The sequence below is a fragment of the Clostridium sp. HBUAS56010 genome, from assembly GCF_007115105.1.
In the GTDB taxonomy this organism is placed as follows: Bacteria; Bacillota; Clostridia; order Lachnospirales; family Lachnospiraceae; genus Lacrimispora.
The window spans coordinates 13671-37337 of the sequence record NZ_SULJ01000004.1 but is presented as its reverse complement, the minus strand read 5'-3'; the positions used below and the strand labels follow the sequence as shown (position 1 = coordinate 37337).

The 23667-nt window shown below is 42.0% G+C and carries 24 protein-coding genes and 1 riboswitch; of the genes, 22 read left to right on the top strand and 2 right to left on the bottom strand.

What is annotated here, in order from left to right; genetic code table 11:
• Positions 1-78 precede the first annotated feature (78 nt).
• Positions 79-174, top strand: a riboswitch (purine riboswitch).
• A 141-nt stretch (positions 175-315) separates the two neighbouring features.
• The 3 genes from FAY33_RS20135 to FAY33_RS08310 are packed head-to-tail and all read left to right on the top strand — an operon-like array spanning position 316 to position 3021.
• Positions 316-669 carry a hypothetical protein gene (locus FAY33_RS20135; protein ID WP_347562671.1) on the top strand — a complete coding sequence of 118 codons (354 nt, stop codon included), beginning with the start codon at positions 316-318 and terminating at the stop codon, positions 667-669.
• A complete protein-coding gene (locus FAY33_RS08315; protein WP_347562670.1) occupies positions 666-1595 on the top strand; it encodes an amidohydrolase family protein in 930 nt (309 codons plus the stop codon). Before FAY33_RS20135 ends, FAY33_RS08315 begins: the two co-directional genes overlap by 4 nt.
• Before the next feature lie 31 nt (positions 1596-1626).
• Positions 1627-3021, top strand: coding sequence for an NCS2 family permease (locus FAY33_RS08310; RefSeq protein WP_143320654.1), 1395 nt, complete (start codon positions 1627-1629; stop codon positions 3019-3021).
• Between the two features lie 66 nt (positions 3022-3087).
• Here the strand turns inward: FAY33_RS08310 and FAY33_RS08305 are convergent, their stop codons facing one another.
• Complete coding sequence (locus tag FAY33_RS08305) at positions 3088-3552, bottom strand: TspO/MBR family protein (protein WP_143320653.1); 465 nt, start codon at positions 3550-3552, stop codon at positions 3088-3090.
• Positions 3553-3742: 190 nt separating this feature from the next.
• Here FAY33_RS08305 and FAY33_RS08300 point away from each other — a divergent pair, with 190 nt between their 5' ends.
• Positions 3743-4069, top strand: a complete 327-nt coding sequence (locus tag FAY33_RS08300) for a DUF4280 domain-containing protein (RefSeq protein WP_143320651.1) — start codon at positions 3743-3745, stop codon at positions 4067-4069.
• Between the two features lie 19 nt (positions 4070-4088).
• On the opposite strand, the gene FAY33_RS08295 is transcribed toward FAY33_RS08300, so the two are convergent.
• The gene (locus FAY33_RS08295) at positions 4089-4793 is read right to left on the bottom strand and encodes a hypothetical protein (protein ID WP_207706010.1); all 705 of its coding nucleotides are present in this window, start codon (positions 4791-4793) and stop codon (positions 4089-4091) included.
• Between the two features lie 410 nt (positions 4794-5203).
• Here FAY33_RS08295 and FAY33_RS08290 point away from each other — a divergent pair, with 410 nt between their 5' ends.
• The 18 genes from FAY33_RS08290 to FAY33_RS08205 all read left to right on the top strand — a co-directional run bounded on the left by FAY33_RS08290 (position 5204) and on the right by FAY33_RS08205 (position 23650).
• A complete protein-coding gene (locus tag FAY33_RS08290) occupies positions 5204-5926 on the top strand; it encodes a LytTR family DNA-binding domain-containing protein (protein WP_143320649.1) in 723 nt (240 codons plus the stop codon).
• Complete coding sequence (locus tag FAY33_RS08285) at positions 5923-7230, top strand: sensor histidine kinase (protein WP_185967548.1); 1308 nt, start codon at positions 5923-5925, stop codon at positions 7228-7230. The genes FAY33_RS08290 and FAY33_RS08285 overlap by 4 nt, the downstream gene beginning before the upstream one ends.
• Positions 7231-7445: 215 nt before the next feature.
• Positions 7446-9290 carry a vWA domain-containing protein gene (locus tag FAY33_RS08280; protein ID WP_143320646.1) on the top strand — a complete coding sequence of 615 codons (1845 nt, stop codon included), beginning with the start codon at positions 7446-7448 and terminating at the stop codon, positions 9288-9290.
• 41 nt (positions 9291-9331) lie between these two features.
• A complete protein-coding gene (locus FAY33_RS08275; RefSeq protein ID WP_143320644.1) occupies positions 9332-11515 on the top strand; it encodes a transcriptional regulator in 2184 nt (727 codons plus the stop codon).
• A gap of 47 nt (positions 11516-11562) precedes the next feature.
• Positions 11563-11994, top strand: a complete 432-nt coding sequence (locus FAY33_RS08270; protein ID WP_143320642.1) for a hypothetical protein — start codon at positions 11563-11565, stop codon at positions 11992-11994.
• Between the two features lie 27 nt (positions 11995-12021).
• Positions 12022-12450 carry a membrane-associated protease 1 gene (locus FAY33_RS08265; RefSeq protein ID WP_143320640.1) on the top strand — a complete coding sequence of 143 codons (429 nt, stop codon included), beginning with the start codon at positions 12022-12024 and terminating at the stop codon, positions 12448-12450.
• A gap of 102 nt (positions 12451-12552) precedes the next feature.
• A complete protein-coding gene (locus FAY33_RS20065) occupies positions 12553-13017 on the top strand; it encodes a DnaJ domain-containing protein (RefSeq protein ID WP_279231853.1) in 465 nt (154 codons plus the stop codon).
• A 62-nt stretch (positions 13018-13079) separates the two neighbouring features.
• Positions 13080-13613, top strand: coding sequence for a hypothetical protein (locus FAY33_RS08255; RefSeq protein ID WP_143320638.1), 534 nt, complete (start codon positions 13080-13082; stop codon positions 13611-13613).
• Between the two features lie 177 nt (positions 13614-13790).
• The gene (locus tag FAY33_RS08250; RefSeq protein WP_143320636.1) at positions 13791-14345 is read left to right on the top strand and encodes an FHA domain-containing protein; all 555 of its coding nucleotides are present in this window, start codon (positions 13791-13793) and stop codon (positions 14343-14345) included.
• Positions 14346-14425: 80 nt separating this feature from the next.
• Entirely contained in the window at positions 14426-14962 is a 537-nt protein-coding gene (locus tag FAY33_RS08245) for an FHA domain-containing protein (protein ID WP_143320634.1), read from the top strand.
• A 21-nt stretch (positions 14963-14983) separates the two neighbouring features.
• The gene (locus FAY33_RS08240; protein WP_143320632.1) at positions 14984-15829 is read left to right on the top strand and encodes a PP2C family serine/threonine-protein phosphatase; all 846 of its coding nucleotides are present in this window, start codon (positions 14984-14986) and stop codon (positions 15827-15829) included.
• Positions 15830-15859: 30 nt separating this feature from the next.
• Positions 15860-17737 (top strand): PP2C family serine/threonine-protein phosphatase, encoded by a 1878-nt coding sequence (locus tag FAY33_RS08235; RefSeq protein ID WP_143320630.1) that lies wholly within the window; start codon positions 15860-15862, stop codon positions 17735-17737.
• Between the two features lie 39 nt (positions 17738-17776).
• Positions 17777-19090, top strand: coding sequence for a hypothetical protein (locus FAY33_RS08230; protein WP_143320628.1), 1314 nt, complete (start codon positions 17777-17779; stop codon positions 19088-19090).
• Complete coding sequence (locus tag FAY33_RS08225; protein WP_143320626.1) at positions 19087-19779, top strand: hypothetical protein; 693 nt, start codon at positions 19087-19089, stop codon at positions 19777-19779. The genes FAY33_RS08230 and FAY33_RS08225 overlap by 4 nt, the downstream gene beginning before the upstream one ends.
• Before the next feature lie 37 nt (positions 19780-19816).
• The gene (locus FAY33_RS08220) at positions 19817-20368 is read left to right on the top strand and encodes a hypothetical protein (protein WP_143320624.1); all 552 of its coding nucleotides are present in this window, start codon (positions 19817-19819) and stop codon (positions 20366-20368) included.
• Positions 20369-20370: 2 nt separating this feature from the next.
• Positions 20371-21759: a contractile injection system protein, VgrG/Pvc8 family gene (locus FAY33_RS08215; protein WP_143320622.1), complete on the top strand. Its 1389-nt coding sequence runs from the start codon at positions 20371-20373 to the stop codon at positions 21757-21759.
• Between the two features lie 25 nt (positions 21760-21784).
• The gene (locus tag FAY33_RS08210; RefSeq protein WP_143320620.1) at positions 21785-23056 is read left to right on the top strand and encodes a contractile injection system protein, VgrG/Pvc8 family; all 1272 of its coding nucleotides are present in this window, start codon (positions 21785-21787) and stop codon (positions 23054-23056) included.
• 21 nt (positions 23057-23077) lie between these two features.
• The gene (locus FAY33_RS08205; RefSeq protein ID WP_143320618.1) at positions 23078-23650 is read left to right on the top strand and encodes a hypothetical protein; all 573 of its coding nucleotides are present in this window, start codon (positions 23078-23080) and stop codon (positions 23648-23650) included.
• The last annotated feature ends 17 nt before the right edge of the window (positions 23651-23667 follow it).

Genomic DNA, 23667 nt, shown 5'->3' with positions numbered 1-23667 from the left:
TGTCCAGACATGCCATGCCCATTGACAAAATGTTTTCCAATATGGTATAGTCGACCTGTCAGAGGTTTACAATGAAAAAGAATCAGGATCAAAGAAACTTATATATGCTCATAATTGGTTGAGTGTTTCTACCAGCTACCGGAATAGTTGTCTATAAGTTTTCGCATGTACCATAACGCAGCCCCCAGGGCTGTGTTTTGCAGTGTGTGCGCAAAAGAGGATAGAAGAAACGGTGGTTTTTTATTGCACAGAAGAAAAGAGAAGCTGCAATGGGAACTGCCGCATTTTATTTTATAGTATATGACAGGAGGTTCTATGACTGGTGATCGGGATTTTGTCTTAAAAGGAAATATATGCTACAGCGAAGATGCGAATCGGCTGAGGACTGTGGAACAGGGATATGTGGTATGCAGAGAAGGAAAATCAGAGGGGGTATTTCAGAAACTGCCGGAGCAGTTTTTGGGCTTTCCTCTTATAGACTGCGGGGATAATCTGATTATTCCAGGTCTGGTTGATCTTCATATTCATGCGCCACAGTTCGCATTCCGTGGACTTAATATGGATCTGGAACTTTTGGATTGGCTGAATACCAATACATTTCCAGAGGAGGCAAAATATCATGAGATTTCTTATGCAAAAAAGCATATGGGATATTTGCTGAAACCATGAAGAGAAGCGGAACTACGAGGGCATGTGTTTTTGCCACCATTCACAGACCGGCAACAAAAGTTCTGATGGATTATATGGAAGAGACTGGCTTAAAGACCATGGTTGGAAAAGTGAATATGGACCGGAATTCTCCTAATTACTATTGCGAAAAAAGTGCAGAAGAGTCTGAACAAGAGACCAGATTATGGCTGGAAGGGATAAAAGCAAAGTACAGGAATGTTGTTCCCATTCTGACTCCCAGGTTTATTCCCACTTGTACGGATGAATTGATGGAGAGGCTTTCCGGCATTCAGAAAGAATACCAGCTCCCGGTCCAGTCCCATCTCTCGGAGAATAAAAGTGAGATCGCATGGGTGAAAGAACTTTGTCCAGATTCCCGCTTTTATGGGGACGCCTATAATCAGTTTGGACTTTTTGGGAAGTCTGCCAGGACGGTTATGGCGCACTGCGTCTACTCAACAGAAGAAGAGATTCATATGATGAAAGAACAGGGCGTCTTTATTGCTCACTGTCCTCAGTCCAATACCAATTTATCCTCCGGTATCGCTCCTGTCAGAACCTATTTGGACCGGAAGATGAAGATCGGACTTGGAACTGATGTTGCAGGAGGAAGCGGAGAGTCCATATTCCGGGCAATGACAGATGCCATAGCCGTATCAAAATTAAGATGGTGCCTTTTGGATGAAAGCCTGAAACCGGTTACGGTTAAAGAAGCATTTTATATGGGTACTTTAGGTGGCGGGGCTTTCTTTGGAAATGTTGGAAGTTTTTTAAAGGGGTATGAATTTGATGCTCTGATTCTTGATGACAGCAGTTTGCCTCATCCCCAGCCTCTTTCCTTAGAGGAGCGGCTGGAGCGTTTTATTTACCTGTCGGATGACAGGAATATCAAAGGAAAATTTACAGAAGGAAGCCGGATTTTTTAAAGGGAAAGTCCGGCTGTCAGGAGGTATCAGTATGGCAATAAAAGAAGGTGGAAGTTTCTTAGATCGAACATTTCACTTATCAAAGAACCGGACAGATGTTAAGACGGAGATCGTAGCCGGAGTTACTACATTTATGACGACTGCTTATATTCTGGCGGTAAACCCCAGCGTATTAGGCGCGACAGGCATGGACAGCGGGTCTGTATTTACTGCAACCGCACTTGCATCTTTAATTGGAACGCTTTTAATGGCATGGCTTGCCAATTATCCCATTGTTCTGGCTCCAGGTATGGGACTGAATGCGTTTTTTGCATACACGGTTGTATTAAATATGGGTTATACCTGGCAGATGGCATTAGCAGCCGTATTTATTGAGGGAGTTCTCTTTATTATTCTTTCTCTGACCAGCGTGCGGGAGGGCATCTTTAATGCGATTCCCATGAACCTAAAACATGCGGTTTCCGTTGGAATTGGTTTGTTTATTGCATTTATAGGTTTACAGAATGCAAAAATTGTTGTAGATGGTTCCACTCTTGTAACATTTTATTCCTTTAAAGGATCGGTGGTTGACGGAACATTCCATACAGTAGGAATCACGGTGCTGTTATCCATTATCGGAATTTTAATCACAGCAATCCTTGTGGTTAAAAATGTTAAAGGCAATATGCTTTGGGGAATATTAATCACCTGGATTTTGGGAATGGTCTGCCAGGCGACCGGGCTGTATCAGCCTAATCCAGAACTTGGTATGCACAGTGTATTTCCTGACTTAAGTACTGGATTTGGAATTAAGAGCATGGCTCCTACTTTTATGAAGATGGATTTCTCAAAAACGTTTTCCCTTGATTTCCTGGTCGTTATGTTTGCCTTTTTATTTGTTGATTTATTTGATACCCTGGGAACCCTTATCGGTGTTGCATCAAAGGCGAACCTGCTGGATAAGGATGGGAAACTTCCTCAGATTAAGGGGTCTTTGCTCTCTGATGCCATTGCAACAGCCGTAGGTGCTGTCTTTGGTACTTCTACAATCACTGCTTTCGTTGAGAGTGCAGCGGGAGTTGCAGAAGGTGGAAGAACCGGACTTACAGCAGTGGTTGCCGCTATTTTATTTGGATTGTCCCTGTTTTTATCACCGATCTTTTTAGCAATTCCTTCTTTTGCAACGGCACCTGCTCTGATTGTGGTAGGTTTCCTGATGCTTACCTCTATTGTTAAGATTGATTTTAAGGATTATACAGAGGCAATTCCGGCTTATATCACCATCATTGCCATGCCTTTTATGTACAGCATCTCTGAGGGCATTTCTATGGGAGCCATTTCCTATGTAGTAATCAATGTGTTAACCGGAAAGGCAAAAGAAAAGAAGATCAGTGTTTTAATGTATATTCTTGCATTTTTGTTTGTTCTAAAATATATTCTGATTTAAAAAAAGGACTGACGGATCACATCCGCCAGTCCTTTTTCTTAAAGGATTCTAATTATATCAGAGCTGTCAATTTAAAACAACAATTGCAAGATTTAAAAATCCGGCAAAAGTGACCCACAGAAGATAAGGAATCTGGAGCAGAGCAGCAGTCCTGTTAATGGGAAGAAAGGCACGGATCATTCTGACAATAAAATACCACAAAATCAGAAGCACAAGAAATGCCACCAGATAATTTCTCAGTCCAAAGAAGATGGGGCTCCAGATAAAATTAAGGAACAGCTGGATGCCATAGATCAACAATGCGCCCTGTCTCATTGGAGAGGAAGAGGTAGCAATCAGATAGGAACTGATTCCCATAAGTATGTATAGAATGGTCCAGACAATTGGAAACAGCCAGCCTGGGGGAGAGATGGAGGGTAAGTTTAAGGTACTGTATAAGTTCATGCTGTTTCGTGAGAGAAATCCGGATACTCCACCTGCTACAAGAGGGAGTAAAAGAAAGGCAATGAACTTTTTTGTGTTTTCATTCATAAGCGTCTCCTATATCAATCATTGGTATATTTTATGTTAAAACTTACCTGTTATTACATATAAACGGTTATTTTATACATGATGCTCCTTTTTTTCCTAAAATGGTATATATTGTAATCAGGATCATTGCAGGATTCATCACTGCAGGATTTGAAGAATAATAGAAACAAAGGTAAGAGAGGTACATTCGATGAGTGATAAGTTTGAAGTAACGGAGGGAGTTACATTAAAGTGTTCCATGGGCAGTTGTGGGTGCTGTCTGAAGGTGTCTGCCAATCATGGCAGGGAGGCAGAGGGGAAGAAGCTGGCAACGGTTATGGATTATAAACCAGGAATTAATTTTACCTGTTTTGGAACCTGCAGCCGGATGACACCTCCACAGCCATGTGTTCCCGTTGTTTTGATTCCCTGGCTGATGAAAGACAAAGAACATAAGATCAATGGGGAAGCAGTGCTTTATAACACCAGTGTCTTGTCCTGTCTTTGCGGAGGTGTGATCCGGATTGATTCTCTTTGATGGGGATAGGATCAGATTCTTATCCTTTAATAAACTTTAATATTTTTTTTAGTTCTGCGCCTGGATTGAGGGTAAGAATCTGCTCCCTGATTTTAGAGACTGCATCTTCTGCGCTGATCTTTTCGGACTCTTTAAAAACATCTTCTCCCCAGAAATGCTCTGTGGTACAAAAGACCGTAGAGGACCAGCCGTATTCTTCTCCTGATTGAGATCGCTTCTGCTGCCTTCCGCACATAGTTAAATACATCTTCATCTGCAATTCTGTCAATCCCCGTTCAAATTGTGACTTTTCTTCTTTGCCAAATCCGGCAAGTTCCTTGATGGAATGTAACGGCACACATTCGTGATCAGAAAAGATGGTGTAAATACGTTTTGCATAACTGCTGATTTTCCCCGCCTGGTATTCCTCCTCTAAAGTCTGGTTCCCTCTGCGGACTGCAAGAAAATAAGGAGCCCATTGTCTGGTAATATATCCGCTTTTTTTGAAAAATACTTTGGCATAGGCGATGTCATCCCGTTCTTCCAAAACCCGGATTCTCCATTCCCATGGGTCTGTATCCGGATCTCCGTTATGCCAGCGAACCGGTGTTTCATAGGGCGGCTGTTGTTTCCAGCCCCAGTCAACCACAGAATAGATGTCTTCTGTGTTTCCTCCACCCATAGAAAATCCGGCATTTAACAGTGTTTCAATAAAATCATTATAATGTTGAATCTGTTTTTGCATCAATAAAATTCCCCCTTGTTCGTTCGTTAAAATCCAGCTTGTAAGTTGATTATATCATAAAAGTGTAATGCAATGAGGAAGATTTTATAAAGAAGGTGTCACAAAAGTGGCAGCCTGTCAGCACCAGTGTCTAATAAATCAGAGCCTTTTCCGTGTAGAAATATAGGCTTGGGTTATTGAAAAGACTTATCATTATGAACCACAAAAGAAAATGAATGTGCAAATTTTGGCACTTAAAGTGTCGAATTTTAGCACTTGGGTTGAAAAAACTGGAATTTCATTATATGCTGAAAAGGTTAATAGAAAGGTTACAAAGCTATAAAAAGTTATAATCCATTGGACAAAGGTTGTAAGCGGAGGAAATTTAAAAGGCGTTTTTGAAGCATTACATAATAGTAGGAGGGAAGGCCATGTTGGAAATTGGTGTGTGCGATGATGACCATCTACTGCTGTTGGAAATGGAAAAAGATCTGCTGGATTTAGGGTACGAAAACGGGGTAAACTTAGAGATTCATACCTATGCAGATGGGGAAGAGATTGTAAGAGCAGTGATGAGAGGAAAGCGTTTTGATATTATTTTTATGGATATCGAAATGAAACAGTTAAGCGGACTGTCAGCCGCAAAGAAGATTCGTGAAGTGGACAGAACCGCACAGATGGTTTTTGTGACATCTCACGAAAGTTACATGAAAGAAACATTTTTAGCAACTCCGATTGGTTTTCTTGTGAAGCCGGTCAACAAAGAAGAATTTACCGACATTTTTAATTACATTTTAAAGATGATCGGGAGAGAAGACCAGTATTACCGGTTTCGCTATGACAGAGCCGATTATAAGGTTTTGTTAAAAGAAGTTGTATATTTTGAAAGCAAGGGACGGATGACGGAGATTGTCTGCAATTGCGGCCGCTACAGACTTTATAAGAATCTGGAGACCATTGAAGAGGAATTAAAGGGTCAGCAGATGAGATTTGTACGGATACATAAATCCTATCTGGTCAGTTTTTGTTATATTGCCAGATTCTCAGCAGAGATTGTGGAATTAATGGATGGAATCTGCCTCCCGGTCAGCCGAAGCCGGAAGAAAGAGGTGGAAGTGAATCTATATGAAGCAATGGAATGGTGCCATGTATGAATGAAGCACTATTAACAGCGGGGAATCTCTGTTTTGCCATGCTTGGAACGGTGATTGCCAAATATTATTTAAATATATTTTTAACGGAAAAAGAGATGGAAAGAGGGGCAGCAGGCTGGCTGCTTTTCTTTTTATGGCAAATTTATGCGGCACGGAATATATCATGGAGATTTCCCGGTTTTTATATGCTCTGCACTTTGGTGGCGATGGGGCTCATTGGTGCGATTGGATATACTTCTGCTCTTTGGAAGAGGCTTACCTTTCCTGCCCTGTTTGTATCAATATGGCAGCTTTTAGACCTGCTTTTCATGCTTGGAATCACCATGTTGGCAGGAGAACGGGACTTCCTGCTTCGTATTTCTCTGTGGGCATCCAGGTTATGTCTCCTTTTCGTAGTTTTGTTAATTGCACAGTATATAAAGGTTAAGGGTGCTGCGAAAGAATCCATGGAAAAGGGGATATTTATAATCCTTCCCTTTATGGCTGCCATGACCGTTTATTTTACTTTTTTTATATCTGCAGAGCAGGGTGTTTCTCCTTGCAGGGAACATCTCTACTGGCTGTTTTTTGGAACCGTAGGAATGATTCTGCTTCATTTACTGGTTTATCCTGCCTATTTAATTCGGGTGGAAGAGGCGAGAATCAAGAAAAATCAGGACATGTATATCAAACAGATGAATTTATTCAGACAGCAAAAGCAGTTGGAAGAACAAGAAACCATGGAGCTTCGTACTAAGCGTCATGATTTGAAGCAAAAATTAATTTATATCCGGGAACTGGTAAAACAAAATGAAAGGGACAGGCTGTTAGCGGTTCTGGACCAGTTGATTGGGGACACGGTAAAAAAAGAGTATTTAGAGGAATGGACAGGCAATCTGGTGGTAGATTCCCTGGTGAACCATCTGTACCGGGAGTCTCATAAAAGAAATATCCGCCTGGATACCAGAATCAGTCTGCCCAAAGAGATGAACATAAAAGATACCGATCTTTGTGTTCTCCAGGGGAACGCCTTTGACAATGCGGTGGAAGCGCTGGAATGTGTGGAAGAAGAAAAACGGGAGATGTGGGTTGAAATGAAGTACGAGCGGGGCTGCCTGCTCTTTTATGTGAAGAACCGGTATGATGGAAATTTAGAGAAAGAAACGGATGGAAGTCTGAAAACCAGGAAAAAACAGGGCATTCATGGACTTGGAATTCGTTCCATGAAAAAAGTCGCTGCAAAATATAATGGAAGTTTGTTGACGGAAGAAAAAGAGGGAATGTTTGTATTAAAGGCTATTTTGTATGAACCAAAGACTGAGTAAAGTAAGTGGAAGTGTCATGAAATATATGGTGCTTCCTTTTTTGTTATTTTGGTTTTAATAAAAGAAGTATAGTACAAAAAAGAGCTTTTTATTACCAAAACTTACATGTAACCCGTTATTTCTTACATGAATGGTTTTTTTGTCAAATTTTGTTGTATAGTAATTCTGTGGAAAATAGAAACAAAGGTGAATCAGGATATATCAGGAGGAATAGTATGAGAAGGTTAAAAAAAGCTTTTCTTTTCATTGGAATATTTATTGTGTTGTTGTCTGCAACACAGGTTGCAATGGGAGAACAAGCAAAAGAAAACTTCAATGTAAAAAAGGGTGAGGTGGTATTTCTCCTTGACACTAGCGGTTCTATGAATACGTACGATAAAGATCGGCTTGCGCTTGATGGGATTAGACAGATAATTTATAGTCTGCCAACAAATTATAAAGCTGGGCTGGTGTCTTATAACACAAGAGTTCAGTCAGTTGTTCCAATTAATTCTGAGATGGGACAGATGGAAGCTCAACTCTCTACAATCGAATACAAGGGTTACACCAATGCTGGAGAGGGACTTAATCAGGCAGTTGGACTTTTTTCAAATGAACAAGATGTGGGGCGGAGTATTATCATGGTAACAGATGGGGAGATTGATATGCCCGGGCAACAGGCAAAAGAGTCTTCACGAATTTTGTATTCAGATGCAATAAAAAGAGCAAAAGACGCTGGAATTAAAATATATATTGTTGCTGTAGGCAGTGAATTAAATGATCCGCATATGCATATTTTTGATGGTGCCGAGATGACAGATGGAGCCATTTACTGGCAGGGGCAATCAGGTACCCTTGTACAGATTATGAACCGTATTTTATATGACCGGATGAAAATCCCTAAAAGATCAGTGGGAGTAACAGATGGAAATGGAGGAAGTCTTCATGTGGAACTGCCTTCTCCAGGAGCAGAACATGTAAAGATTATGCTGACCTCAAGTCAAGGGCTTCAGAACGTGGCAGCAGATTATTCTGCGGAGGAAGGTCATATTACAAGCGGGCAGAATTTTGCGGTAGTCGATATGACCAGACCAGCTGCAGACACCGTAGATGTCCGGTTTCAGACACCGGATCTGGCGGGGGTGGAAGCATATATGACAGTGGAGTATGCAGCTCAACCGGTAGTTGATACCACTTATCGTCTGGAAGAACAGGCTTCTGCTGTAACAGAAGGAGATAAGGACAGAAAGGCAAATATTCCCCCGGTTTATAATCACTATGTAGATCTGAAAATTTGGTTAGAAGATTCCGGAGGCAAGAATGAAAACCTGTGGAACACTCCTTATTATGAGGGGCAGGAGGTATCTTTCCGTGTCAATGATGTTTTAAAAACAGAAAAAATAAGCGGAGGAAGTATTCCCTTTTCTCTTCCCATAGATGGGCTCAAAGAACTTTCTGTTGAAATTGATTCCAGCAGTTTTGCAGAGCGCTATGGGACTATAGAGCCGGTGAATGTAAAGCTCCTTCCACCGCCAGACCCAGTACCGGAGCCGGAACCGGATTATCGTCCGCTGTGGGCGATTATGGGAGTGCTTGGGTTGGTATTGATTCTTATTGTGTTTTGGTGGATAAAGAAAAAGAACGCTGCAGTCATCTATGTGGCGCAGTCACCGCCTTCAAAAGAACCGGTCAAGATGAAGACCAAAACCTGTACCTATTCCGGTAAATTCAATATGTATGTGGTGAGAACTGCAGATGGCCGGGATGTACCTCCCCAGACGTATACGCTTTTTGGCAGAAACAGTGGGCGGATGACCCTTGGTCAGATTCTTACTTCCTGCAAGATTAAACTTGGAAGGATTGGAGAAGAGGATATCATCATTTATCCTGGACCTGACAATTCCGTAATCATTATGGACCAATCAGAGCGATGTACCGTACTGAGAGGAATGGAAATTTTGAAAAAGGGTATGGGATACCCGGTATTTTATAACGAAAAGATCACCATTACTTTTGAAGATGAATCTACAGAGATGGAGATTCATTATAAAAATTTAAAGCCAAGTGAGAGGAAATCATAGCAACATCCTTTCAGATAGATAACAAAGGAGGAATTAGCAATATGGGAAACGTAATAAAGCAGACAAACCGGACAATGCTCATGGAGGTCATTAATCCGGAAAAACTGGATTTATTAACTTTAGTAGGGGATGTCAGAGGAGTAGAAAGCTTGTCTGATGACAAGATTAAGGAAATCAATGATCACTTAATGGTTCGCAGCTTTGATGAACTTTTAGAGAAGTTTGCTCCAACGGTATATTGCTATTACAATGCCAATAACCAGAAGGTGGCCTATCAGCTTGATAAGCCGGAGCAGGTACCGGAAGAAATGCTGACGGAGATTCCGTTGAACAGGCAGAATGAATTCATGGGAATGCTGATGTCCATGGTGGAAACCAAGCGCTCCGAGGGAACCATCAATGTGGATTTCAAGTTCGAAAAACTTACGGATATGATTTCTCCGAAAAAAGTCATGGATGCCATTAAACAGAACCGAAAGGAACTGCAGTATACATATGGAGAATACGCCAAACTGGATGAAGAAGATCCCAAAAAGAAAGATTTAGGGGATAAGCTGAATGTCATGTTTGAAGAGGCGAGTGCTAATTATAACAATGTTATGGCTTTGCTCCCTCTGGCAATTGAGGATATTAAGACCAGACTTCTCCTGGGAGACGGAGGGGATAAAAAGGACAATACCCCGCTGGCGTTAGGTGTTTTAAGCATGGGAGAGCAGGGGGAACTGAGGGTCTTAGAGGCACCTAAAGTTGAGACAACAGCGTTGACAACCATTGATGATAATGTGAACACCGGGCTGATCGAAGCGTTGAAGGACGACTATGAAGCTTTAAATGAAGAAAATAATGATTATGTGGGAGCCTTGGTAGCAAGAACCTTCTGCCCGCTGTCGTCTACGATGGAGAGCAGCATTGACATCGCGTCAGAAGTTTCCAATTATAATTCGTATCTTGAATTTTATAAGGAATCCAAGGATGCTTTTATTAAAACTGTAAAGCCTCTGATTGAAAGCCTGCTGGGTATCTGGTGCTATTTTGAACAATATCCAAAGAAATTAAAAGGAATGCGTCCATCTATGCTGGTAACGAATGTATCCAATGAGATGCTGGCAAAGAGCAGTAACATTCCACGGCTGATTACATACCTGACTACAGTTAATGGGAAAAATGATTTTACGAACACCGTATGGTACGCTGTTGTACCGAATGTATCTCTGGATCAGAATAGTAAAATGAAGCTGACAAGAGAACGGTTTAAGGGAAATGCCAAGACGGAAAAGAACGATACCAACAGCGTGGAATCCTTAATCCGGCTTCTGGATGTCTTTAAAGATTATAAAGTACAATGTTTCTTTTCTTACGAAGCGGATGACAGTACAACTTTCAATGCTTTGGCTACAGAAGGAATCACCAGATATGAGGACCGCTGTGCAGCACTGATGGGAAAAGAATTCAGTGAATTTGCTATTCCCTGCCTGCCTAACTATACAATTATTCCAAAGGACAAGTCCGGGGTCATTCTGGACAGCCGGATGATAGTGGGAGAAAATCAGGTAGCAGAGCTTTCAAAAGAAAAAGAAGATATTATGAAGCTGTGGATCGATGGTGTCTATGTGGGCGCTGCCTATGTGGCTGCCGGAATCGTGGCTGCTTATCAGTGTTCAGAATACTTAAAGTCAAAATTTGGTCCTGGAGTCAGACTGGATATGGAACTGCCAGGAGTGAGGTTTGACATTGAAGCCGATGATCATGGACTGATTGCCTGCACCACTATGGCAAAGGAAATCACCGGATTTACCAATTCTATTAAAAATGACATTAACCGGAAGAATTTTGGTTTTATATTCAGTTCGGAGAATGCTTCTTATAAAGGAAATAATATAACAAAGATCATGATCTACAAGGCAAGGAACTTAATGTCTGATGGTTCCATGTTTGAGCCGATTTATAAAACACAGGTGACTACCTATATTGAGAGGGTGTTGCGTCATGGAACGGGAGATTTTAAAGAGGATTCCATTGTCCAGTTCTTTTCCAATAATCCCAATAGCCAAAAGAGCCAGTGGCTTTCCAAAAGGGAATTTTTAAATGGAATTCTTGGCTCAGGAGATGATATCAGCTGTAATATCAATGAAGAAACCGGCTTCTGTACCCTGGATATCACCTTTAATGGCAATATAAAGAATTTAGAAGTTGAGATTAACCGATTATCGGCCAATAAGGCATAATTGCCTTTGAAGCATAAATGTTTTCAAAAGAAAAGGAGGAAGTAAGCATGGGATTTCGTATGAAAATCACCGGAGGACCAGAGGATATCGTTTTTGACGAGCGGAGCATTTCAAAAGTGGATTTTGACTCCATTTCCTCAGCAGACTCTAACGCAAGAGCAACCGATTTTGGCCTTACAGTAAAGGTATGGGGAAAGATGCTCTATAAGTTAGGAGGAGAAGGAAATGATCCAACTCTTGGGCTGTCTCAGTGGTCCCAGGTACCGTCAGAGAAGGCGGACTGTTATAGGAACGCAGAGATCACAGTCGTATCCGCCAGCCAGGTGGTACGCCATTTCACTCTTCCAAATGCATTTGTTATGGAATACAGCGAGGAAGTGGATGATGAGAGCGGTGTAGGAACCTTTTATATTCACATGAAGCAGAAGAAGGATGAGAACGCTGTAACTAAGATTGAAGGCGGCTTCGGCGGCGAATAATGGAGGAATGAAAGGAGGATATAAGATATGTCTTACAGAGTAACAGTAGAAGGAACTGAAAGTTTTGAAATTGCAAAAGAATGTGTACGCAGCGTGAAATTCACCACAGATATTCCGCTTGATTCCAATGCCAGAACAAAGGATGTGGGAAGTACACTTGTCATCACCGGAAGAATATTAACAGCAGTTGATGGTGATCCCTTTGACAGTACCAGAAAGCTTGCTTTATGGTCAGCTGTTCCGGCAGAAAAGGCAGATTGCTACCGCAAGGTAACGATCGAGCATGTTGCAGCTGGAATTATGGAAAGAAAGTATTATTTCCCTAATGCTTTTGTTATTGACTATAAAGAAGAATTCGGAGATGTGGAAGGAACAGGAACGTTCACATTAACGATTAAGCAGAAAAAAGATAAGTTAAGCTTGATTACGGTGGAAGGTGGCTATCCGGCCGCATAAGCAGTAACACAGGGTGTGTCCGGAGAAATCCGGACGCGCCCTTTTTCCAGATAAGGGTGAAAATGAGGAATTGAGAAAAACAATGCCCGGCAGGCTCTGCCTATGCCGGGAGAGAAGGCGGAGCAGATGATAGATTTATACGGTGTACTGGGCGTTTCCCGGTCTGCGTCAGAGGATGAGATAAAGAAAGCTTACAGAAAACTGTCGAAAAAATACCATCCGGATGCAAATCAGGGGAACAAAGAGGCGGAGGAAAAGTTTAAAGAGGTATCAGAGGCTTACGCTACGCTGGAGGACAAAGAGAAACGACAGGCTTATGACAAGTCCCTGGAAAAAGAAACCCAAGGAGAGACATCAGGGAAAAGCAGCAAAAATTCCAAGGCTGGCCCCGGACCATCGGCTGATATTAATTTCTCCAATATGGAGGATCAGTTTGCACAATTTTTCGGATTTCACCCCAAAAGCGGAAAGGTGAATGAGGATAAAATGAATCCAAATAAGAAAAAAACGACGAATCCGCTGGATGCGACGGAGATGTTTGAAAGATATATGGGGATTAAGAAGTAAAAGGATAACAAAAAGAATATGACTGAAAAATATAGTAGGTATTGTAATGAGATATTTCCGAAATGAATAAGGTGAATGCTATGTCTAATACTACAAAAGATTTTCAGATGTCAAATGCAATGTGGAACTTTGTTTTTCCTGATGACGGAAAGAAACGAAGTAACGAAGAAAAATGGCAAGAAGAAAAAAGACGTAAAGATCAGAGCCTTGAACTAATGTACAGTTATCAACAGTATTACGGCATGGTCGAGCAACATAAGTATGCTCTTCGAGAATCTATACTTTTTTGCCAGTATGGAAGCAGGTATGCCAAGCTGGACTGCATAGAAGATCACGGTGTATATAGAGGTGTGAACCCTGTGATGACCATAACTGACTGTTCTGAATCCAATATTCATAATTTTGGTTCCTGCTTATGTCCTGAGGCTAATTATGCAGGGCGTTTACCGATGACGAATGAAGTGGACTCTATGGGTTTTCGAGCTCAAAAAGCTCCTCAAAATAAACGGGCTCACATATGTGTACCGATTATAAGCGAAAACAGTGTGTGGCATCAGGTTGACAGTACTGGGAACAGGACAAATATGGTATCATGATGGATTGCATGCAGGAATAATAAGAGATGAATATATTGCTCTTAACAGCAACAGTGAGTGGAAAACCATTTTTTGAAGTGACACATAATGCTGTTTCTTCTCAAAGTCTTAAAGAAGTCTTTGGTGGATTACTATAGAGGTTGAAAATATATTTTCAAGGAAGGAGGAAATGAGGAAATGAAAAAGAGGGTAATTGATCTGGCTGGTGCCTGCATCTGTCTGGCAGTTATAGGAGTGGTTATTTTTTATTCAACTCAGGTCAGAGGAAGGGAAGCTATCTTAGTTACAGCGGGAATTTTGGGGATTGTATTTCTGATTTTGGCAGTACAAGACAAGGAGGAACAAAAGAAAACAGTGGGACATCTGAGCATGGGTTTGCCGTCAGAATCAGAGCTGATTACAGAAACCGTACTGCTCAGTGAAGAGGATACAGAGCTAATGGTCTGGGATCTATATGGAAAGACAGCAATGGTAATTGGAAGGGATGTGAAAGAAAACCAGGTGGATATTGATTTGGGTCGAAGCTCTTATGCCAGTATGGTAGATATTGAACATGCAGTGTTGAATTATTCCACAGGAAATTGGTATGTGGAGGATTTAGGCAGCGCCAATGGAATCAGTGTGAAAAAGGCGGGAGATGGGAGAGTCTATAAACTTTCTGCAGATACTCCCTGCCGGATAGAACGAGGAGACTGTTTGTACATAGGCTTAAACAGGCTTCTTTTAAGGTAATAGGGGGGAGCTGAACCAATTTTCGGTTTGACTGAGTTTTAAATAAATTACAACAGATAAAGAAAAGGAGCTAAAAGAATATGAGCGGCAATCTGATTCGGTGCCAGAACGGGCATCTATTTTCATCAAGAAGATATGGGACTGTCTGTCCCTACTGTAACATAGAAACAGCAACAAAAGAGAAGAAAGAAGCTGGCGGGAAGAATGAAGAGGAATTGGAAGAACTTTTGTTTACACAGGAGACATCCCCGGTATGCGGCTGGCTGGTCTGTATCTCCGGTCCCAGGCAGGGGAGGGACTATAAAATAAAATCCGGAAAGAATTTTATTGGCCGAGCGGATGATATGGATATTCAGGTGTTGGGTGATAACAAAATTTCACGGCGTAATCACGGTGTAATTGTCTTTGACCCGAAGAAAAAGGAGACCGTGCTCCTTCCGGGTGACAGCAACGGACTGGTTTATCATAACGATGCCGCTGTTTATACACCGACGGTACTGAGTGCTTATGATGTAATTGAGATGGGTGACAGTAAGTTCGCTTTCCTTCCCTTCTGTGGAGAAAACTTCATGTGGGAAGACAAGGGAGGCGGATCGGAATCCAATCCTGCAATATAAATATTAGAATGGAGGGGAACCATGACAATTCCCGAAATAATTCTGCTTCTCCTTGGGTCTGCTGGAGCAATACTCCTGATCCTGCGCATCAAAATAGGAATTAATAATGTATGGAGAATGTCTAAAAGAAAACGTTTAGGCTGTGAAATCGGAGCTTCCAGGACCATTAGTGACCGTGAAGTACAGGAAGATGAATATGGAATTACGGAAACAGAGGAAGGCTCCATGGCCGTTTTAGCCGACGGGATGGGAAAGCATTTTGGTGGAAAGATCGCAGCCCGGACGGCTGTTCAGGTATTTCTGGACATGTTTGAGGACAGGAATGCTTTCTATAATCCCCAGTATTCTTTTCGCAAGGCGTTTCAGGGGGCAAACAGGGAAATTTTGAATCAATTAGAGGAGAACCAGGGCAGCGCTTCCGTTGCGGCAGTCATGATAAAGGAGCGAAAGCTCTATTATGCGACTGTGGGTAACGTAAAAGCAGCAGTCTACCGGAACCGGGAGCTGGTGCCCGTGACTTCCGGCCATACCATCAATGTACTGGCAAAACAGAAATATAAGGAAGGAAAACTGACAAGACAGGAGGCGGTCAGCCTTCTGGATCATCACAGGCTGTATAACTATGTGGGGCAGGATGGATTTCGGGATGTGGAATTCTTTGATACTCCTATTACCCTTTATGGCGGTGAATATGTGCTTCTTATGACGGATGGTTTGTATGAAACTGCCAGATGGAAAGATATTGAGGACTGTCTGGAAGAGGAAGGAAGCTGTCAGGAAAAGGCATTTAAAATCATTGAACTGGTAAATAAAAGTCAAGAGGAAGAAAAGGATAATGCAGCGGTTGTGGTGCTGCAGATCCGCTAAAACTGAAAGGAACCGGGAGGAAACCACGGAATGAGGAAACAAAACAGTACATTCAAGACGGCATTTATATCAGAGGCTGGTTCAGGGCTGGAAAATAATGATTATTTCGCCTTTGTAGAACTGGAACAGTATGCCTGTTATGTCATAGCGGACGGATTGAATGACCTGCCCGACGCCGAGAGCGCCAGACTGGCCACACAGAGTATCATCCTTGCCTTCCAGGAACACCCATCCATGACAAAACAGGCTGTTCTTTCTTATTTGGAAAAAGCAAATCAGATGCTTTTTGCGGCAGACAGCCAAGAACGGTTAAAGGCTTCCGTTACCGTGATTATAACGGATTACGCGAAGGCACGTTACGGCTATGTGGGAAATACCAGGCTCTGCCTCTACCGGGACGGTACAGCAGTGGAATCGACCCAGGACATGTCCCTCGGAACAGAAATGATAAGGGAAAAGAAGCTTCCGGAAGATGTCCTTTCCCGGCATGAGGAACGTAACAACTTATATGCCTATCTGGGACAAGGAAAAGGATTACGACCTTTTGTATCCAAAAAGATTAAACTGATAAACGGCGATATTCTTGCTATCTACACAAGAGGAATATGGGAAAACTTAGATGGCGGAGAGCTGAATGACGTATTCTCTGAGGCAAAAGGAGAACCCAAAGAATTACTGGATAATGTGGAGGATCTTTTACTATCCAGACAGCCTGAAAATTTGGATAATTATACCTTTGCTGCCATTTTTATAGATAAGGTTTTTCTGGATCCCAACAAAAAGAACCGAACCAAGAAAATTATCATAATTACTGCTGTTGTCATTGTCATTGTTCTTGCAATCACCCTGGCACTGTGGCTGCTGAGCTATATGAGACAAAAGTATAGAGATGAAATGGAACGAAAGTACACCAACACCATTGAATACATTCAGGACAAAAATTTCCTGAGAGCAGAGGAAGAGTGCAAAGAGGCGATTAAACTGGCGGAAAAACTGCATGATAAAAAGCAGATTCAGGAATTCTCTGACTATCAAAAAATGATTGAAGCAATTAACACCGCAGAGGATGCTTACAGTGGCGAAAAATATGAGGATGCCCAGTCAGCCTATATAACGGCTAAAGAACGTTCCAGGTATGCGGACAGGATTGCAGATGTATACATAGACGGTCAGCTTAATCGTATTACGGATTACCTTTCCGTGTTCGATTATATTCAGTTGGGTGATACTCTGGCCGCCCAGGGAGACTATGTGAGAGCGGAAGAAAAGTACTTACAGGCTAAGAGTCTGGCTACCAGGACATATTTTGAAAAAGGGCGTAAGGAGGCCATGGAGGCTCTGGAAGCCCTGTATGGTAAACGCGATAAGGCAGAGGAGGCAGATACACAGGAGGCAAAGGAAAAAGCTTCCAGTGAAACGGGTGCCGCTCAGCTTGCATCAGAGGGAGATAAGGCGTTTACCGAAGGAGATTATCAGGGGGCAAAGGCTTATTTTGCCATGGCTTTAGAAAAGTATCAGCAGTTGGGGGATACTGTCCATGGAGAACTGATACAGACCAAGATAGCTTCCTGTGATAGCAAGGCAGAGGAAAATGAACAGAAGGAAACGCAGGCCAAGGATTACATAGATGCTGGCCGGGAGCAGGAATTCTCTGGGAACAAACTAGAAGCAAAGAAACAGTATCTGTTTGCTAAGAACATTTACAAACAGCTGAAGATGGATGACAAGGTGACGGAAGTGGATGGACTGATTGAGATTCTGGAAACGGCGATTGATCAGGATAAGGAGAAACAGGAAAAAGAAGAAAAAGAGAACGAAAGCCAGGAGGCAGAGAAGGAAGAGAGTAAAAACCAGAAGGCAGAAAGGGTCGAGGAGAAGGCACAGATTGCTGACGGACCGGGAGTCTGAGATGTCGAGAAAAATTGGATAGATTGATAGGAGGAACATATGGAAAACTGGAAGGACAATCATTTATCCGCAATTCTGGAATATCCCTTTGATTTTGAAAGGTACATAGAAGAAAGACTGAGGGAAATCAGTGATTTAGATGAGAGGCAATATGCAAAGAAGGTACTGGCAGAAGGACTGGGGAAACTTATTCACTGTACGGAATCGAGATACCGGCAATTAGAAAAACGTGTATATGAGGAACTGGAGATAGGCGCTAACCAGTATGAGACGGTTATGACCGTTGTAAAAAGGGGGCATTACGACCCAACAAACCAGACTCTGCATCCGGTGGTTGAAGAAGACTTAAAAGAGGAAATACTGGCAGAGCAGCTTTCCGATGAAAAGCAAATCTGGATCGGAACAATTTTCCTGAAAGCAAGTGAAAAGGAACGAAGGAAATTTGAACAGGTCCAAAGCTTTACCGGCACATTGGAGCAAATTGACGAAAAACAGGAAACCAGATTCTATATTCAGCAGGCAAAGCGTTACCGGGATATTATGGAACGACTCTATCAGGTATTCCAGAGTAATCATGTTCCCTGGGAAACCATCAATACGGCATATCTGGACAAGTTCTATGATGTATATATCCGTTCGGAAGAAATAGAAAAAGGTGAGGATTCTATTTCTCTGGATAAAGCGAAGATTGCTTTTGGAGAGTTTGGAGAGTATGTCTGCTATGGTCAGATTCCTCTGTGGAACATGGAATGGGTAAAGTTTGACAGTGGTGATTTTATGTTACCAAGTATCAATGATATTTATTATGAACATGAATTTTCACTGGAGGATCAATCAGAAGGAGACGGATACTTAATCGAAGCCAATGAAGATATTCTGGAAATTCGACATGAAAAAAATAAAATAGTCATGAAATCCCAAAAAGAAACCTTTGAAAGCTGGAGGGTGCTTCGTGTTGTTCAGGAAGAAACACTGCGTTCTCTGGATTATGATGCGCCGCTGATGACCAATCATAAAAAAGATTCCTTTATCCGTCGATTGGCGGAAAACAGCCGTGTGCAGTTAATGACAAAAACTGATCTTTTCCGGCGAATCATGGAACTGGATATCCGGGATTACATCGAGGTTACAGGATATGAGATTTGTACCAATGTAAGAGATTATCCCGCTGTGGAGGGAATGAACTGGTTTGTCCGGGATGAACTGTTTCCTATGGAAAGCCGGAAGGTACTATTGCTGAAATTTAAGGAAAAACAACCAGGGCATTACTTAAATGACAGCATGGTACGATTCGTGATTTCTCAGATACAGTTAGAAATCGGTGAATATCGCTGTGTGGGGGTAATGGAATGAATTACGCATGGGAAGCTGCCCTGGCAGCAGATGAAGCAGGGATCAGTCGGGAGGAGATCCGATATATCCCTGCAAGGAACGGAAGTCCTTATACGGAAGTAACGCTGGAGACAATCAACAGCAGAGGGCTGGAAGAAAAGAAGGTGGAGATGAACCCGCTCTATCGGTTCTCCAGAGAGTTTGCAGAGATATTTGATATCAATCTGGAAGGATATGAAACGTCGAGGAGACTGTTTTTTGACTGTGCCATGCAGTATTTGGTTCAGCTGGATTTAAGACAGGGATTGTCCAAGCAAGAATATGCCCTACGGTTTCTGTTAAGGGATCTGCTGGAGGGAGTGTGCGGAAGTCAGGCGGCACGAGTGGCAGAACAGTTTGAAAAAGAAAAGCTTCGGCGTTTGCTTCGTCTGATCTTAAAGCTATACCAGTGCGATAGCACCATATACCTTTTCAGGGAAGTTATGCGGTGCATGTACCCAGAATCCATGGTATATGCCAATAATGAGGCGGCAAGGCAGGTCCTGGTGTATGTGGGGCACAAAGAGACGGAAACAGAACGGGAAAGACTGGAGTTTTTGCAGGATATGTTCCTTCCGATTAATTACCATGTATTCCTGTTCTGGGAACATCATTTCGGAATTATTGATGTAGAAGAAACCATGGAATTTGATGAGATGGTGTTGTTTTGAATACGAACCATTATTTTACAATCTGGAGGAGATATCTATGAAATACTTTGTGATGCAGGATTCGCCGGAGTTAAAATATGCTCCCAAGTTAAAGAACTGGTATGGAAAATTTGATGTGAGGAATATCTGCCTGGATGGTTTTCCTAATTTGCCGAAGGTACAGCAATTTGTCTTAGAGCCTTTCGATAACACCATGTTTACAGATGTTATTTTATTTCCCTTTCTGCTGGTATCTCCAATGGTTCAGGAGGTTATCAAAATGTACCGTGAACGCTGCTTTTTCTGTAATGTTATATTGATTGATCAGTTAAAAAAGGAATCTAGAATGTATTACCTTCCAGTCCTTGATGAGACAATGGATATCCGACTGCAGAAAAAGCAGTATAAAAATGGAGTCTGTATTTCTGAAAATCAAGAAATATGGGAAGAAAAGCTCGAATTGGACAGGAACATTTTCTGGGTCAGAGATTCGGGGAAAAGACACATTGTTCTGTCCATGGATATGGCAGAGAGCCTGATCCGGCGAGGCATAACTGGACTTAGTCTTTGTGAGGTAGAAATGTACAGCAGAGTTAAGGAGGAGAGATAGCAATGAGAGAAGAAACGTTAATGATTCGCCCGTTCGAAGACCTTCAGATTTTGGACTATAAGTCCACCCAAAAAGTAAATGAGCATGCAAAGGCAGAAATAAGAGGACGAATTCCGTTTAACCGAAAAGAAGATTATATGAAGGTTGGGAGGAGACAGACATGGGTTCAGGTGGTTGCAGTATCTTCAGAGGAGGAGTCCATTCTGTTTTATGGAGTTATGGAACAGTTGAGTCTGGAAATAAAGGATGGAACCTGTATTGTGGATCTAAGCCTTCGGTCAGGAACTCAACTTATGGATTATGAAGAGCATGTGAGGAGTTTTCAGAAACAGGACTTAACCTATAGCAGCCTTCTAGATACATGTAACAGGGAATATGAAGATGCTGGAAAAATTATGACAGAGGTGCAGGGGAAGGCAATCCAACATTTTATTATGCAATATCGGGAAACGGATTGGGAATTCATAAGACGGCTGGCTTCCATGAATCGTACTGTGGTATTTGCAGACTGTTCGAGCAAGGGAGCAAAATACCATTTTGGAATACCAAATAGAAAGGAAATGGAGGTAGAAACCTCATGTGAGTATCGAAAGCAATATAATATGAAAGAATACTGGTATAAAAAAAATCATGGCCTTTCTATCCAGCCAGAAGATACTGTGTCTTATATCTGGGAAAGCAGGGAAATCCATAAATTAGGGGAAAAAAGAAGAGTAGATGGAAGGGAGTTGTTCATCTGGAAACTGGAGAGCTGCATAAAAGGAAATGAACTGTATCATACCTATTTTATGAAAACCAGATCAGGCTTTCAGGAGCCGGAAACTCATAACAACCTTATAACCGGTGTTTCTCTGTCAGGAAGTTTGTTAAAGGTCAGGGACGAAAAAGTACAGATAAAAATACACAGTGACGAAAATAAAGAAGAATCCGGATCCTGCTGGTATTCCTTTTCCACGGTATACTCCTCTGCGGATGGGACTGGCTGGTACTGTATGCCGGAGCCAGGAGATACGGTCCGACTCTATTTTCCTACAGCCAGGGAACAGGAAGCATATGTGGCCAGTGCACACCATGAAAGCGGTGCAGGGTTAAGAGAGAATCCGGAACGTAAATTCTGGAGAAATAAGGAAGGCAAAGAAATCCAGCTTTCTCCGGAACGTATTTTATTGACCAATAATGACGGAACGTATATTGAACTGTCAGATGAAAACGGAATTGAAATCATCAGTGAAGGCTCTGTGACAGTGCGGGCAGGAGGAAGTTTAAACATATCTACCTCTAATTCTTCTATTGATATGAGCGCGTCCAAAAAAATACGGTTAAGGCAGGGGGATACAGAAATGAATCTGGGCGGAGATATTGAAATGCAGGGAGCTAAAATTGTGTTGTAAATTTATTTGACGGGGAGAAAAAGGAATGGAAATAAAACTTGCAGGAAATTTGAAGATGGAAACAGACATTCCGGTACTGCATGTGGAGCGTTTCTGCTATTCATGGAAACCTGATTGTCATGCTCTGCTTGAATTACAGGGGTACATAGACAGAAACATTCAGTGGAATCCAATACAATCCTATAGCAGCCGTATAAAAATATGGTTGAAAACTGATGGAAAAGAACAGATCGTTTATCACGGATATATTGTGGATGCACAGATAACGGATACAGGAAAAACCAGTAGGTTATTTTTGGAGGCAATGTCTGCTACCTGTCTGTTGGACCATAAGATATCCAGCAGATCTTTCCAGAAGACGGATATGACCTATGGGGAAGTGGTTAGAGAAGCAGTACAGTCAGAAGGGGGACAGGTAATCCGTAACCAGGAGACCGATAAAGAAATCGGGAGCCCGGTGGTCCGCTATGAAGAGACTGCCTGGCAATTTGCAAAACGCTTGGGAGGGGGTGTGGGAAATTATATTATTCCAGATATAGAAACAGGTAAACCTAATTTATGGTTTGGAATGAGGAAGGGGAAAGAGGTCCCGTCGCTATCAGAGGAACAGTGTGTTGCACAGATACGTCCAATTGGAAGAAAAACCGGAATTCGCTTCCAGATAAAAGAAAGGAATTACTATAAAATTGGAGATCGGTTGACATATATGGGACAAAATGTGATAGTCGTGGAAGTCATGGGCAGTTACGAACAGGGAGAGCTGATTTTTACATATATCCTTGAGAATATGGTGGCATGTCAGAATGTCACACGGAATGAAACTCATTCGGCTGGTCTGGGGCTGTGGGGAACCGTAAGTGAAGTAAAAAAGGAATTGGTAAAACTGGAACTGGATATAGATCAGGGAATGGATACTGGTGAGTACTTCTTTCCATGGTATCCGGAAACGGGAAATATTCTTTATGCTATGCCGGAACCAGGAGCAAGAGCCCTTTTATATTTCTTTGGTGCTAATGAACAGGAGGGAGCTGTCATACACTGCTTAAACAGGGAGCAGGAAGATGGGCGTTATTATAAAGACAGGGGGCTGGATATTGCAGATGGAAATTCCATCAGTCTGTCAGGAGAAAATGTAAGCTTCTCCAGAGGGGACGGTCAAAGATTGTCCCTTAGTGATAGCGCTGTTTCCATAAGTACGTCAAAGGAACTGAGAATAGCAGCAGAAGGAAAGATACGGTTAAAAGCCAGACAAATAACCATAAATACCCCAGATGAACTTAATATATGTCAGGGATAACAGAAAGGTGGCTAGAAGATAATGGAACATTTTGACGAAGAACTGTTGGAGGCCAAAAGGAAACTGGAACGGCAGAAGCATACTACATTAGAAGACGGTATATATGCCGGAGAGGAGTTGATTACCTTTACACAGGTAACATTATCAGATTTATCAATCCATCTGCCATTGCCGGATCAATTTGCAGTTATGCCGGAAGATATGAAAAAAACAAAATATCCTTCTTTGGAGGCACCTGATCTCATCTTAACCAGCTTATGCAGTACCATAAACCTTAGCTTTAACCAATTGCCTGTTTTGCTGAAAGAAGGAGAGATAGCAATTATGAGCGGTCAGTTCCAGAATGCCCTGGAAAATATCAATCCCTCCATCATAATTAAAAATCAGACAGATACCAAAACAGAGCAGGGAAACGAGATGAGCTGGTTTGAGTACAAAGGATACCAGTTGGATGGACAGAGCTATAATCGTGTTTATTTGATCCGGTTGAGAAAAACGGTACTTCATGGCACATTTAGCTGTAAGTTAAAAGATAAGGATTTCTGGATTGAGATTGTGGACAAGATCTTCATGGCTGTTGAAGAGGATATTTAATAGTTTTTTCAGGAGGA